Annotated in this window: 13 protein-coding genes; 10 read left to right on the top strand and 3 right to left on the bottom strand. The window is 70.7% G+C overall.

Annotated features, from left to right (window positions below; translation table 11 throughout):
• Positions 1-66: 66 nt before the first annotated feature.
• From pyrH to ispH, 8 genes are all read left to right on the top strand, one after another.
• Positions 67-777, top strand: a complete 711-nt coding sequence (pyrH, locus tag F8S09_RS02705; RefSeq protein ID WP_152868706.1) for a UMP kinase — start codon at positions 67-69, stop codon at positions 775-777.
• Between the two features lie 101 nt (positions 778-878).
• A complete protein-coding gene (frr, locus tag F8S09_RS02700) occupies positions 879-1,430 on the top strand; it encodes a ribosome recycling factor (protein WP_152868704.1) in 552 nt (183 codons plus the stop codon).
• Positions 1,431-1,518: 88 nt separating this feature from the next.
• Positions 1,519-2,349, top strand: a complete 831-nt coding sequence (locus F8S09_RS02695; protein ID WP_322618463.1) for a phosphatidate cytidylyltransferase — start codon at positions 1,519-1,521, stop codon at positions 2,347-2,349.
• 110 nt (positions 2,350-2,459) lie between these two features.
• Positions 2,460-3,623: a 1-deoxy-D-xylulose-5-phosphate reductoisomerase gene (dxr, locus tag F8S09_RS02690; RefSeq protein WP_322618462.1), complete on the top strand. Its 1,164-nt coding sequence runs from the start codon at positions 2,460-2,462 to the stop codon at positions 3,621-3,623.
• Entirely contained in the window at positions 3,620-4,738 is a 1,119-nt protein-coding gene (locus tag F8S09_RS02685; RefSeq protein ID WP_322618461.1) for a M50 family metallopeptidase, read from the top strand. Before dxr ends, F8S09_RS02685 begins: the two co-directional genes overlap by 4 nt.
• A gap of 137 nt (positions 4,739-4,875) precedes the next feature.
• Positions 4,876-5,862: an NAD(P)/FAD-dependent oxidoreductase gene (locus F8S09_RS02680; RefSeq protein ID WP_152869979.1), complete on the top strand. Its 987-nt coding sequence runs from the start codon at positions 4,876-4,878 to the stop codon at positions 5,860-5,862.
• A 237-nt stretch (positions 5,863-6,099) separates the two neighbouring features.
• Positions 6,100-7,770 (top strand): glycerol-3-phosphate acyltransferase, encoded by a 1,671-nt coding sequence (locus F8S09_RS02675; protein ID WP_152868698.1) that lies wholly within the window; start codon positions 6,100-6,102, stop codon positions 7,768-7,770.
• A gap of 75 nt (positions 7,771-7,845) precedes the next feature.
• The gene (ispH, locus tag F8S09_RS02670; protein WP_152868696.1) at positions 7,846-8,841 is read left to right on the top strand and encodes a 4-hydroxy-3-methylbut-2-enyl diphosphate reductase; all 996 of its coding nucleotides are present in this window, start codon (positions 7,846-7,848) and stop codon (positions 8,839-8,841) included.
• Positions 8,842-8,907: 66 nt separating this feature from the next.
• Here ispH and F8S09_RS02665 read toward each other — a convergent pair whose 3' ends face one another.
• Entirely contained in the window at positions 8,908-10,461 is a 1,554-nt protein-coding gene (locus tag F8S09_RS02665) for a phospholipase D-like domain-containing protein (protein ID WP_152868693.1), read from the bottom strand.
• Positions 10,462-10,545: 84 nt separating this feature from the next.
• Here F8S09_RS02665 and F8S09_RS02660 point away from each other — a divergent pair, with 84 nt between their 5' ends.
• A complete protein-coding gene (locus tag F8S09_RS02660; RefSeq protein WP_152868691.1) occupies positions 10,546-11,214 on the top strand; it encodes an MOSC domain-containing protein in 669 nt (222 codons plus the stop codon).
• Positions 11,215-11,218: 4 nt separating this feature from the next.
• Complete coding sequence (locus F8S09_RS02655; RefSeq protein ID WP_152868689.1) at positions 11,219-12,028, top strand: GNAT family N-acetyltransferase; 810 nt, start codon at positions 11,219-11,221, stop codon at positions 12,026-12,028.
• A gap of 9 nt (positions 12,029-12,037) precedes the next feature.
• On the opposite strand, the gene msrA is transcribed toward F8S09_RS02655, so the two are convergent.
• Both msrA and F8S09_RS02645 read right to left on the bottom strand, forming a co-directional pair.
• The gene (gene msrA / locus F8S09_RS02650; RefSeq protein ID WP_152868687.1) at positions 12,038-12,592 is read right to left on the bottom strand and encodes a peptide-methionine (S)-S-oxide reductase MsrA; all 555 of its coding nucleotides are present in this window, start codon (positions 12,590-12,592) and stop codon (positions 12,038-12,040) included.
• A gap of 63 nt (positions 12,593-12,655) precedes the next feature.
• Positions 12,656-13,405 (bottom strand): TSUP family transporter, encoded by a 750-nt coding sequence (locus tag F8S09_RS02645; RefSeq protein WP_322618460.1) that lies wholly within the window; start codon positions 13,403-13,405, stop codon positions 12,656-12,658.
• Positions 13,406-13,416: the final 11 nt, after the last annotated feature.

The following is a 13,416-nucleotide window of genomic DNA, read 5'->3' as shown; positions in this document are numbered from 1 at the left end:
GCCCGACTTCTTCCCGTTTCACTTGGGGTCGTCTCCGACTCACCAGAAGTTTTTCCGAGGTTCTCTATGTTCAAACGCGTTCTGCTCAAGCTGTCCGGTGAGTTCCTGGCAGGCGAGTCCGGCTTCGGCATCAACCCCGAGGAGGCGTCGGCGCTCGCCCGGCGAATCGTGGAGGCCCGCGCCGGAACGGACGTGGAGCTCGCCATCGTGATCGGGGGCGGCAACCTGTGGCGCGGCGCCCGCAACGGGGCGGGCATGGACGCCGCAACCGCCGACTACATCGGCATGCTGGGCACCGTGATGAACGCGATGGCCCTGCAAGACGCGATGGAGCGGGCCGGGCAACCCACCCGCGTGATGTCCGCCATCCAGATGCAGGCCGTGGCCGAACCCTACATCCGCCGCCGGGCGATGCGTCACCTCGAAAAGGGCCGGGTGGTGATCTTCGGGGGCGGCAACGGGGCGCCCTTTTTCACGACCGACACCACCTCCACCCTGCGGGCGCTGGAAATCGGCGCCGAGGTCGTCCTGATGGCGAAGAACCAGGTGGACGGCGTGTACGACAAAGACCCCCGCAAGCACGCCGACGCCCGCCGTTTCGACACGCTGACCCACCGGGATGTGGTCGAGCAGCGGCTGGAGGTTATGGACGCCACCGCCATCACCCTCTGCATGGACCGGGGGCTGCCCATCGTGGTCTTTGACCTCTTCGAGGAAGGCAACCTCGCGCGGCTGTTCCGGGGCGAGCGGGTCGGGACGCTGATTCAGAGCGCCTGAGCGGACGCGGCACGGTCACCTCACTTTTACGGACGGTACGTTCACGGACGGTGCCGCTGACGCTCTCGCCCGTTAGAATCCCCCGCAAAGGAGACATTCCTATGGCAGACATGAAAACCATTCAGGCCGACGCCCGCGAACGCATGGGCAAGGCCATCGAGGCGCTGGAAAACAACCTCTCGGTGCTGCGCACGGGCCGCGCCAACCCCGGCATTCTCAAGAAAGTGCTGGTGGACTACTACGGCTCCACCATGCCCATTGACCAGGTGGCAAGCATCACCACGCCCGACGCCCGCACGCTAGTCATTACCCCGTGGGACAGAGGCGCCCTGAACCCCATCGAGAAGGCGATTCGTGACAGCGACCTGGGACTGAACCCCAACAACAAGGGGGACACCATCTTCATCAGCCTGCCCATGCTGACCGAGGAGCGGCGCAAGGACCTCGTCAAGAACGCCCGGAACTACGCGGAGGAGGCCCGCGTGGCCGTGCGGAGCATCCGCAAGCACGCGATGGACGAGGTCAAGAAGATTGAGGGCGTGGGCGACGACGACATCAAGCGCGGCGAGGCCGACATTCAGAAGATCACCGACGAGTTCATCGCGCGGGTGGACAGCACCTTCCACAAGAAGGAGCAGGAAATCCTCGGGTGAGCGGCTCGGGGCCGGTGGCGTGGGGCGTGTGGACCGCCGGGTGGCTCCGCGCCCCACGCCCTGAGCGGCGAGCCTGCTGGGGGCAGCCGTGGAGTCGCTGAGCACCCGCGTCCTCACCTCGGTGGTGGGGTTCGCGGTGGTCAGCGCGATCGTGTGGATCGGGTGGGTGGCGTTGCTGCCCGCCCTCGTGGTGCTGTCGGTGATGGGCCTCTTTGAATACATCCGGATGCTCGACCGCAACGACATCGACGTGCGGCGGGTCTCACTGGGGGTCTTCGGGGCGGCGATTATCGTGGCGAGCCTCCCCATGATTCCGGCGCCGCCGTGGGAGGGCGGCTCGTGGCGCGAGGTCGTGCTGACGGCAGCGCTGGGGTACATCCTCGTGATGGAGGTGATGCGCCCCGGCGAGCGCCCGCTGGAGCGGGTGGTGTATTCGCTGTTCGGGCTGCTGTATGTCCCCTGGCTGCTGGGATACTTCCTGCTCCTGCGCTACACCCCGGACGGCGAGACGGGCCTGCTGTACTTCGCGCTGCCGCTGCTGGCGACCTTTGCGGCGGATATCGGCGGCTACTTTGGCGGGCACTTCTTCGGGCGGCGCAAGCTGGCTCCCGAGGTCAGCCCCGGCAAGACGGTGGAGGGGGCCATCGGCGGCCTGGCTTTCAGCTTCGTGATCGTCCTGGCGATGACCCAGCTCACCCAGATCGGCTCGCCGCTCGACGCCCTGCTGCTTTCCATTCTGGTGGCGAGTGCGTCGCAGCTCGGGGACCTGTCGGAAAGCCTGATCAAGCGGGCGCTGAAGACCAAGGATTCGGGCAGCAGTCTGCCGGGGCACGGGGGCTTCCTCGACCGCCTCGACTCGCTGCTGTTCGCGGTTCCGGCAACCTATCTGTTTCTGAATATCAGCCTGTTTCCAAGATAGATCGGGGCTGGGGAGTGGGAGTCCTGGGCCGGGACTCCCACTTCCCCTTTTTTGACCCCCACGCACCACTTCCCACTATCGCCTGCCCCGCCGTGCGCCATGCTGTGGCCGTGAAGCTCACGGTTCTGGGCAGTACGGGAAGCATCGGCACGCAGACGCTGGACGTGGCGCGGGAGCGCGGCTGGCGGGTGGGGGCGCTGGCGGCGGGGCGCAACCTGGAGCTGCTGGAGGCGCAGGTGCGCGAGTTCCGCCCGGAGGTGGTCAGCGTGGCGCCGGAAGCGTACGCAGAGGCCCGCGCCCGGTTCGGGGAGGTGCGCGTGATCGCGGACCCGGCCGAGGTGGCGACCCTCCCCGCCGACGTGGTCGTCAACGCCATGAGTGGGCTGCCCGGCCTCTCCCCCACCCGCGCGGCGCTGGAGGCGGGGCGCTCGGTCGCCCTGGCGACGAAGGAGGCGATGGTCACGGCGGCGGACCTGATCTGGGAGGCAGCGCAGCGCGGGGGCGGGCGGCTGGTGCCCATCGACTCGGAGCACACGGGCGTCTTCCAGTGCCTGACCGGGGAGCATCTGGACGACGTGGCCGAGCTGATTCTCACGGCGTCAGGTGGCCCCTTCCGCGACGGCCCGGCGGACCTGAGCGCGGTCACGCCCGAGCAGGCGCTCAAGCATCCCTCGTGGAGCATGGGCCAGAAGATCACCATCGACTCGGCCACCCTGATGAACAAGGGGCTGGAGGTCATGGAGTGCGCGGCCCTGTACGGCCTACCGCTCTCGCGGGTGGGCGTGGTGGTCCATCCGCAGAGCGTGCTGCACGCGGCGGTGCGCTTCCAGGACGGCAGCCTCAAGGGGCAGTTCGGGCCGACCGACATGCGGCTCGCCATCGCGTACGCGATTGACGCCGCGCCGACCGGAATGACCCGCCCCGGCGACGTGCAGGGGGCGCGGCGCGGGCCAGAGGTGGCCGGGCACCGGGGCTGGCCGCTGACCGGCACGTGGGAGTTCCGCGAGCCGGACCACGCCCGCTTTCCCTGCCTGGGGCTGGCGTACCGGGCGGGGGAAGCCGGAGGGCTGCTGCCCGCCGCCCTGAACGCCGCCGACGAGGTAGCCGTCCCCGCTTTTCTGGCCGGGCAGATCGGCTTCACCGACATTCCCCGGCTGATTGAGCGGGTGCTGAACGAGACCCCGCAGGGCGAACTGACATGGGAAGCCTTGGAGGAGACGACCCGCTGGGCGACGGCGCGGGCGCAGGAGCTGACGGCAGGGGTCCGGGCGTGAATGTGTTCCAGAGCATCGCCGCGGCCCTCACGCCGGTGGGCCTGCTGTGGACGCTGCTGATCATCGGGGTGGCGACCTTCCTGCACGAGCTGGCGCACTACGCGCTGGCGCGGTGGCAGGGGGTGGCGGTGAAGTCTTTCAGCGTGGGGATGGGGCCGGTCCTCGTTCAGCGGCCCTGGCGCGGGACCGAGTGGCGGCTGAGCCTCCTGCCCATCGGCGGGTACGTGGAGATCGACGGCATGGCCCCCGAGGAGGACGGGCAGGGTGGCTACCGGCAAGCCACGCGGGGCTTCGCGGCGCTGCCCGCCTGGGGCAAGATCGCCGTGCTGCTGGCCGGGCCGCTGATGAATCTGGTGCTCGCGCTGGGGCTGATGACGGCCACCTTCGCCTCGCAGGGGGTGCCCGCGCTCGACCGCGCCCGCATCGAATCGGTGCAGCCAGACTCCCGCGCCGAGGCGCTGGGGCTGCGGGCCGGGGACGTGATCGTGGCCCTGAACGGCGAGGCGATTCCCGAGACGCGCACCGTGGACGGCCAGACCCGCCCTGGCTGGGAGGGCCTGCGTGACTTCCTGGCGACCAGCGGTCCCAAGACGCTGACTGTGCGCCGGGACGGAGAGACGCGCGAGGTGGCCTTCGACTGGCAGGCCCAGGTCAGCGGCGAGCGGCAACTGCTGGGCATCGGTTACGGCCCCGACGTGGACGACGCGTCCGTGCCGGTTGCCTTCACCACCGCCGTCACGACCACCACCGAGGCCGTGCCGCAGATTCTGCGGGCCTTCGGGGGGCTGTTCGCCCGCTTCCTCACGCTGGACCTCTCGCGCGACGAGAATGTCAGCGGTCCCATCGGTACCGCCGAGATCGTCAGCCAGGCGGCCAACGTGGGCTTCTGGGCGCTGGTGCAGATCGCCACGCTGCTCAACCTGTCGCTCGCCTTTTTCAACCTGATTCCCATTCCGGGGCTGGACGGCGGGCGCATCCTGCTGGTGCTGGTGGGGTCGCTGCGGGGCCGCCCGCTGACCTTCTCGCAGGAGCAGGCGATCAACCTCGCGGGCTTCGCACTGGTCATGCTGCTGATGGTGTTCGTGGTAGTGCGGGACGTGAGCCGCTTCTTCTGACGGTGGGACGGGAGGGGCCGGGCCGAGGGGGGTGCCCGGCCTCTTCTCTTGTTCGTGCTGGATGGCAAGCACCGGAGCTGTCAGCGAGACCGCGCTCTGCCATACTCCCGAGGGTGAACGGGGAGCGGGGGGCGCGGATGGACGTGCTGGTGGTGGGCGGGGGTCCGGCGGGGCTGTACGCCGCCTTCTACGCGGGCTGGCGCGGCCTGAGCGTGCGGCTGCTGGAGGCGCGGGGAGAGCTGGGCGGGCAACTGTCGGCCCTCTACCCCGACAAGGTGGTGTATGACGCGCCGGGAAGTCCCCAGACGCGGGCTGGGGACCTCGTGCGGGCGCTGGAGGCGCAACTCGCGCCGCTGGGCGTGGACGTGCGCCTGGGCGAGCTGGCGCGGACGCTGACCCCAGACCCGGCGGGCGGCTGGCTGGTCGGCACCGACCGGGGCACCTACCGGGCGGGCGCGGTCCTCCTGGCGGCGGGGCTGGGGGCACTCCTCCCGCGTGAGGTGCGGGTGCCGGGGGCCGAAACCCATCCTGACGTGCGGGCCGACCTGCCCGACCCGGCCAGCCTGGCGGGGCGGCGGGTGCTGGTGGTGGGCGGTGTGCCGCAGGCGACCCGTGCGGCGACCGAACTCGCAGCGGCGGGAGCGCAGGTCACCCTGACCCACCGCCGGGCGGGATTCCGGGGCGATCCGGGGACACTGGCGGCGCTGGAGGCGGGGCGGGCAGCGGGCACGCTGGAGGTTCTCGCCCCGGCCGTGCTGGACCGCCTGACCCCTACGGGCGCGGTGCTGACCCTGGGGGGTGAGGCGCGGGAGGTGGAGGCCGACACGGTGCTCGTTTTAAATGGCTATCTCCCTGACCTCTCCCCGCTCGCGGGCTGGCCGCTGGACTGGCAGGGGGAGTATGTCCCCGACGGTCCGGGCGGCGAGACAGCCCTGCCCGGCGTGTACGTGGTGGGTGACCTCGCCCGGTCGGGGGGGGACTTCAAGCTGCTGTCGGTGGCCTTCGCGCAGGCGGCCGTCGCCGCCAACCACGCCGCGCACCACGTCCGCCCGGAATTGAAGGTCCGGCCGGGCCACAGCAGCGAGAAGGGGGGGTATCCGGCCCGGCCCACTCCGGAGGGCTGAAGCGAGGAGACTGCTAGAGCCGCTTCGTTCGTCTGGGATGAGGACGAGCTTCGCCCGCTCCCCCCTCCCCGGCCCTCCCCCACAAGGAGGGAGGGAGAAAAGCTCGTTCCCGTCGGGGCGATCTGAACCACTGGGCTGATTCTGAACTGCGCCTTCGTCCTCCGCGCCACTGCGGTGACGCTCTCTCCCCACCCCCCGACCCCTGCTCCTCTCACCAACCCGGCTAGAATGCCCCGCATGGCGTTTCTGTCGGCCCTGCTCCTCGTGCTCGCATTTCTGGTAGGGAGCCTGCCGCTGGGCTACTGGCTGCTGCGGCGGCTGGGCGTGGATCCCCGTGTCAACAGCGCCTACAACCTCGGCGTGGAGAACGTGCTGCGGCGCGTCGGTCCCGGTCCGGCGGCGGCGAGCGCGGGTCTGGACGCGGCCAAGGGCTTCCTGGCGGTGCTGATGGCCTCGGCGGTGGGGTCGCCGGAGGTGTGCGTGCTCGCGGGGCTGGCGGCCTACCTGGGGCACCTCAACCCGCCCCGGTTCCTGTACGGCGACACGCCGCCGCGTGGCCGGGGAAATCTCGTGTTGCTGGGGGTGCTGGCGGGGCTGTCGGTGACCGGCCTGAGTCTGTGGCTCACCGTGATTCCGGTGATGGTGTACGCCGCTGCCCTGGGCTACTGGGGCTACGCGAGCGGGGCGACGCTGCTGGGGCTGTTGGCCTTTGCCGTGCTCGTGGCCGTCTCGCCGCTGGGCATTCCGGCCAAGCTGGGGGCGCTGGGGCTGCTGGTGGCGGCGGGGTGGCGCTTCAAGGAAAACCTGGGGCGCATCGTGGACGGCACCGAGCCGCACTCGCTGGGCGACGTGCCGGTCGCGGGCAAGCGGGCCGATCAGGTCGTCACGGCCTTCATGATTCACCCCATGACGCTGGAGAACTTCTGGCAGTCGCGCCGCTTCGCCTGGATGAAGCCGCTGGTGGACCGGGGCGTGATCAGCGAGGCCAGCGTGCGCCGGATGGCCGAGAACCTGCGCCCCATGAAGGTGGGCGAACTGCACGGCATCAAGACCAATGAGGGCAAGGAGATTCGCTGCTACCTGCTGAGCAGCCCCCTCCTGCCCGACGTGTTTCGCGACCAGCCCGACCTCGCCACCCGGCGGGCCATCGAGGGGGCGCGGCTGGCGCAGGAGCTGGGGGCCGAGGTTTTCGGGCTGGGGGCCTTCTGGAGCGTGGTGGGCAACAAGGGCGTGGACGTGCAGGCGGCGGTGCCCGACCTCACGATCACGAACGGCGGCGCGTACACCAGCGGCACCATCAAGGCGGCGATTCCTGGCATCCTGCGGCACTTCGAGGGGGCAGGCCGCAATCTGCGGCAGGCCACGGCGGGCATCGTGGGAGCGAACGGGGTGGTCGCCTTCGGCATCGCGCGGACCATCGCCCCGCAGGTCGGCAAGGTCATCATGATCGGGCGCGACATGGAGCGGCTGGAACGCAGCGCGAACACCCTGCGCCGGGCCGCGAAAGACACCGAGATCGTCACCACCACCAGTTACGACACCCTGCGCGAGGCCGATCTGATCTTCAGCGCGACCTCCGACCCCAATCCGGTGATCTTCCCGGAACACGTCAAGCCGGGGGCCTGGATTTTCGACGAGGGCCGCCCCGCCGACGCCCACGAGAGCGTGCTGGACGTGCCTGGCGTGCGCCTGATTCCCGGCGGCGTGGTGCGGCCCCCCGGCGGAATGACGAGCAACATCGACCTTCAGTTCGGCGAGGGCGCCGTGCCCGCCTGCCTCGCGGAGACGCTGATCATCGCCGCGACGGGCGAGCACCACCGCAAGAGCCTGGGGCCGCAGACGCTGACGGAGAACATCAACTTCTTCGTGGAGCAGGCGGAGCGGCTGGGATTCGAGGTGGTGGACTGAAGCTCTCACCGGGACTTCCCGCACCCTCCCCTGGCCCTGGCCCGCCTACACTGACCCCGATGGGAGGCCACCCCAATGATTGAACGCATTCACCTCGCCAAGCCGCGCGGCTTTTGCGCGGGGGTCGTCATGGCGATCGGGGCGGTGGAGAAGGCCGCCCGGCAGGAGACGGGGCCGCTGACGGTCTACCACTCCATCGTCCACAACCACACCGTCGTGGACCGCCTGGAGCGGCAGGGCGGCGTGCAGTTCGTGGAAAGCTTGGACGACATCTCGGCCCTGCCGCAGGGCAGCGAGACGGTCGTGTTCAGCGCCCACGGGGTCAGTCCGTCGGTGCGCGAGCGGGCGCGGGCGCTGGGCCTCGCCACCATCGACGCGACCTGCCCGCTGGTGACCAAGGTCCACACCGAGGCCAAGAAGTACGCCCGCGAGGGCTACACCATCCTGCTGATCGGCGACAGCGCCCGGCATCAGGAGGTGATCGGCACGCGCGGCGAGGCCCCGGGGCAGACCATCGTGGTGGGCGTGCTGGGCAAGACGGGTGAGGGGCTGCACGACCCCCACACGGTCGAGGTGCCCGACCCTGAGCGGGTGGTGGTGCTCACCCAGACCACCCTGAGCGTGGACGACACGCGGCGGACGGTGGACATCCTGAAAGCCCGCTTCCCGGCGCTGGTGATCCCTCCCAGCGAGGACCTCTGCTACGCCACCAAGAACCGCCAGGACGCGGTGAAGGCCATTGCCCCACAGGTGGACGCCTTTCTGGTACTCACCAGCCCGCATTCCAGCAACGGCATGCGCCTGCTAGAACTCGCCCGCGACCTGTGCGGCCGGGCCGAGCGGCTGGAGACGGCGGCGGACCTCGCGGGGCTGGACCTCACGGGCATCCGCTCGCTGGGCATCACCAGCGCGGCGAGCACCCCCGACGACCTCGTGCAGGAGGTGGTCGCGCACTTCCGGGCGCTGAATCCGGCGCTGGAAGTCGTGGAGGAGGGCGAGTGGGAGAACATCGAGTTCCGCGAGCCGAAAAAGATCCTGCCCACACAGGAACTGCCGCGCACGATGCGGTGAATGGGGACAGGCACAGCAAAGGCCGGGCATCCCAACCCGGCCTTTCGCCTTGGCTGAACGCTTCCCCTACACCCCGCCCGGCAACGCGGGCAGCCACCACGGCGTCCGGATGGCCGTGCCCCGCGCCCACTCGAACTCGAAGAGGGCCTGCGCCTCCGCGATGGCCGCCGCGTCGCTGGTCGCCAGCGAGTACTCGGCCAGACCCGTGCGGCCGAATGAGGAAAAGTGCAGGTTGTGGCTGCCCACCACCAGCATCTCGCCGTCCACCACGACCATCTTGGTGTGGGCGCCGCCCTGGGTGCCGTACCAGCGGGCCTGGAGATGGTCGTCCAGCCCCAGCCCGCGCAGTTCGAGGCGCAGGGCACGCAGCAATCCCAGCGTCTCGGCTTGCAGGGCGGGGTCGTAGTCTAGCAGCAGCCGCACGCGGGCGCCGTGGTCGCGGATGGCCGCGACGACCGCCCGCCAGACCGGGAGTTGCCGCTCCGGGGCACACCCCGCCAGCTCGGACAGGTCGCCCACGCAGCCCAGCGTGCCCCCGATCTGCGCTTGCACGATGTCCAGCCGCGTGCGGGCGGCACCCACCAGTTCGGTCAGCGCCTCGTCGGTTCCCGCGTAGCCGTTGCGCCGGTAGAGGGGGTAGACGTGCGCCTCCCCGGCCGGGGCCGCCGGGGTCGGCCAGATCAGCGGCCACGGCGACGGCCCGGCGGCCAGTGTGCAGTCCTGACGCAGCAGGCCGGGGCGGGGGCGGCGGGTGCAGGTCAGCGCCCGCCCCAGTTCCCAGGTGTCGCGCACGGCGGCGAGGGCGTGCCGCGCGGCCGGACCGCGCACCCAGATTCCCTGATCCGCGAGGTCGAGGCCCCGGCCCCCCGGCGCGTCCCCCGGCAGGTGGTTGATGCTGATGTTGAAGCCCCCCGCCAGCACCCGCTCGCCGTCCTGCACGATCACCTTGATGTGGCTGTGCGGGTAGGTGTAGGCGTAGCTGGCGAGTTCCAGCCGCCAGCCGGGCACCGTGTCCCCGGTCAGCGGCACGCCCGCTGCCAGCAGATGCTCGGCCGCCGCGTAGATGTTGGCGCGGGGGTCCAGGGGCGCACTCGCCCGCACCGTGTTACCGAACATCAGCCGCACCGTCAGCCCCGCCGGGTACCGCTCGGGGTGCGCGGCGAGGTCGGCCCGCAGCCGGGCGATGGCGAGCGCGACCGACGCCCCCGGCGCGTCCGGCCCCTCGTCCCAGATCATGTTGGCGATCACCAGTTCGCGCCGGGTTTGCCCCAGCTCGGCCACCAGCGCGTCGTAGCCGCCCTGCGGGGTACGTGGCTGGGCGCTGTAGGCGGGGTCGGCCTGGGGCAGATGCAGCAGCCCCTCCACCCGGTTGCCGCAGCTCAGGGCCGCGCCTTGGCCCCGGAGGCGCCCGTACAGCAGGCGGTCCAGACGGGCGGTCGGCTCAGGGCAGGTGTTCAGCCCCAGGCCGTCGAGGGCGGCGAGGTCCGGCGGCGGGAGGTTCAGCCCCAGCGGGCCGGGGGCCTGGAGGGGCTGCGCGGCTACCTCCGCACCGGGGGCCGCCAGCAATGTCAGGAGGGCGATCAGGCCGCCGAGCAGGGGCCGGGGCAGACGGGGGCGCATAGGGCCGCAGCCTACCCCGCCCGGCGCACGGGGCACCGGGAGAACGCGCACCATACCCCCGCCGGGGCGCTAGCCTGCCCCCATATGCAGCTTCTCAGCGTCCACGTGGGCCAGCCCACCGCCGTGCAGGTCGGCCCCCGCCAGATCGTCAGCGGTATTCGCAAGCACGCGGTGCCCGGCCGCGTGGCGGTGACGGCGGCGGGCCTGGACGGCGACCACGTCATGAACCGCAAGCACCACGGCGGCCCCGATCAGGCCGTCTACGTCTACACCCGAGAGGATTACGCCCACTGGGAGGAGGTCCTGGGCAGGCCACTGGAGCCGGGCACCTTCGGGGAAAACCTGCTGCTGGGGGGGCTGGAGTCGGCCGGGGTCACCATCGGGGAGCGGTTCCGGGTGGGGGGCGTGCTGCTGGAGGTGACCGCCGCCCGGATTCCCTGCGCGACGCTGGGGGCACGAATGGGGGACGCGGGTTTCGTCAAGCAGTTTGCGGCGGCCCGCCGTCCCGGCTTCTATGTCCGCGTGCTGGAGGGCGGCGACGTGGGCGCAGGCGACCGGGTGACCCGCGAGCCTGGCCCCGCCAGAGCGCCCACCGTCGCACAGACCTTTGACCTGCGCTTCGCCCCCAGACCGCCCCGCGAGGAGCTGGAGCGGTGGCTGACCTACCCCCTGGCGCGGCGGTTGCGGCGGGACCTGGAGAAACTTCTCGCCACCCAGGACGGGCCAAACCCCGCGTCCTCTCCGAGAGGCTGACCCCATGTCCCTTCCACACGAGGACGAACGGCGCCGATTGCTGGCCGCGTACGACGTGCAACTGCGCGAGCAGGCCGAGATGTCGGGCGCGACGAGCCACGACCGCGACGGACCGCTGTGGCGCGGCAAGTTCGGGGCACGGGGCTTCGTCTCCTACCGCTCGCTGGAAGGCCTGACCGGGCAGGCGCTGGATGACTTGATCGCCCGGACGTTGGAGCACTACACCGCCGACCCCACCATCACCTCCGCCGAGTGGAAGACGCGGGGGCACGACCAGCCCGCCAACCTCCCCGAACGCCTGCGGGAGCACGGCTTCCAGCCCGAGGAGCCGGAAACCGTCATGGTGGGCGAGGCTCGGCACCTTGCATGGCCAGTCACCCTGCCAAGCGGCGTCCGGGTGCGCCGCATCGACGACCAGCCCGACCCCCTCCCCGACGTGACGCGGGCGGCCCACACGCAAAGCCGCGTGTTCGGCTTCCTCTTTCGGCCCGAGGAGCTGATGCGGCGGCTGGAGAGGGGCCAGGGGCAGACCGAGCTGTGGATCGCGGAAGCCGCCGACGAGGTCGTCTGCGTCGGTCGCCTAGACATCGTGCCGGGCACGGAGTTCGCGGGGCTGTGGGGCGGCGGAACCCTACCCGAGTGGCGCGGCCAGGGCATCTACCGGGCGCTGACCGCCGCCCGCGCCCAGTCGGCGCTGGGCCGGGGCGTCCGCTACCTGCACAGCGACAGTACAGACGCCTCGCGGCCCATTTTGGAACGCAGTGGCCTGCGGCCCGTCACGACGACGACGCCCTACGTCTGGGAGCGCCCCTAGGCCAGCAGCTCAGGCCCGCAGGCGGTCGCCGTACTCCTTGCGGAGCTTGCTGACCTTCGGCGCGATCACGGCCATGCAGTAAGGCTGGCGAGGGTTGTTGGCGTAGTAGTCCTGATGGTAGTCCTCGGCGACATAGAACACGGTCGCGGGTTCAATCGTGGTCACGATGGGGCGGTCAAAGATGCCCTGCGCGGTCAGGTGGGCCATGACCTCGCGGGTGGTCCGCTCCTGCTCCGGCGTCAGCGGAAAGACCGCCGAGCGGTACTGGGTGCCCACATCGGCCCCCTGGCGGTTGAGGCTGGTGGGGTCGTGGGTGGCGAAAAAGAGCGTCAGCAGATCGCGGAAGCTCACCTGCGCGGGGTCGAAGGTCACCCGCACCGCCTCGGCGTGCCCGGTCGTGCCGCTGCACACGCTGCGGTAGTCGGGGTTGGGGGTGTGGCCGCCGATGTAGCCGCTTTCCACCCCCAGGACGCCGCGCACGTCCTTCAGCACGGCCTCGGTGCACCAGAAGCACCCGCCCGCCAGAATCGCCTGCTCGGTCTGTCCGCCACTGTGTGAGGTCATGCCTGGATTCTGCCGCGTGCGGGCCGGGGGGAGGGGGCGCCGGGGCACGGTTGGGCAGTCCCGTTACGCGAACAGCAGCCGCGCTGCGACGAGCACCACGATCACCCCGTAGATCACCTTCACGAAGCCGCTGCCGCGCAGCATCGCCATCCGCGCCCCCACGAAGGCGCCCGCCGCGTTCGCCACGCCCATCGGGAGCCCGATCCACCACACCATCTGTCCCCCGATCAGGAAGAACAGGAAGGCCCCGACGTTGGTGGCAAAGTTGATCGTGCGGGCATTGCCGCTGGATCGCACCAGATTGAAGCCCGCCAGCGCGAACAGGAACATCAGGAAGGTGCCTGTCCCCGGCCCCAGGAAGCCGTCATAGATGCCGATGATGAAAGCACCCGGCAGCGTCAGCGCGAGGGTGCGGGCGGTGAGGCCGGGGTAACGGTCCTCCAGGCCGAAGCGCTTGTTCGCCAGCACCAGCGCCCCCACCCCCAGGATCACCACGCCGACCAGCGTGCGAAAGGCGTCCGGGTCCACGAAGCGCACCAGAAAAGCCCCCAGCGCACTCCCCACCAGCGCGAGCGGAATCAGCCGCAGCACCAGCCCACGCTCCACGTGCCCCTTGCGCCAGTACTGCACCGTGGCGCTCCCCGACCCGAAGATGGCGAGCAGCTTGTTGGTGGCGACCGTCTGCGCAGGGGTCAGGCCCATGAAAAAGAGCGTGGGCAACGTGATGGTGCCGCCGCCGCCCGCCACCGCGTCGATAAATCCCGCGAGGAACGCGAGCGGAATGCCGTAGAGCAGGACTTCGGGGCCGGGCACGGGGGGAAGTA

Source organism: Deinococcus terrestris, from assembly GCF_009377345.1.
Lineage (GTDB): Bacteria > Deinococcota > Deinococci > Deinococcales > Deinococcaceae > Deinococcus > Deinococcus terrestris.
The sequence above is the reverse complement of the archived record's forward strand: the minus strand, read 5'-3'. Positions and strand labels throughout refer to the sequence as shown.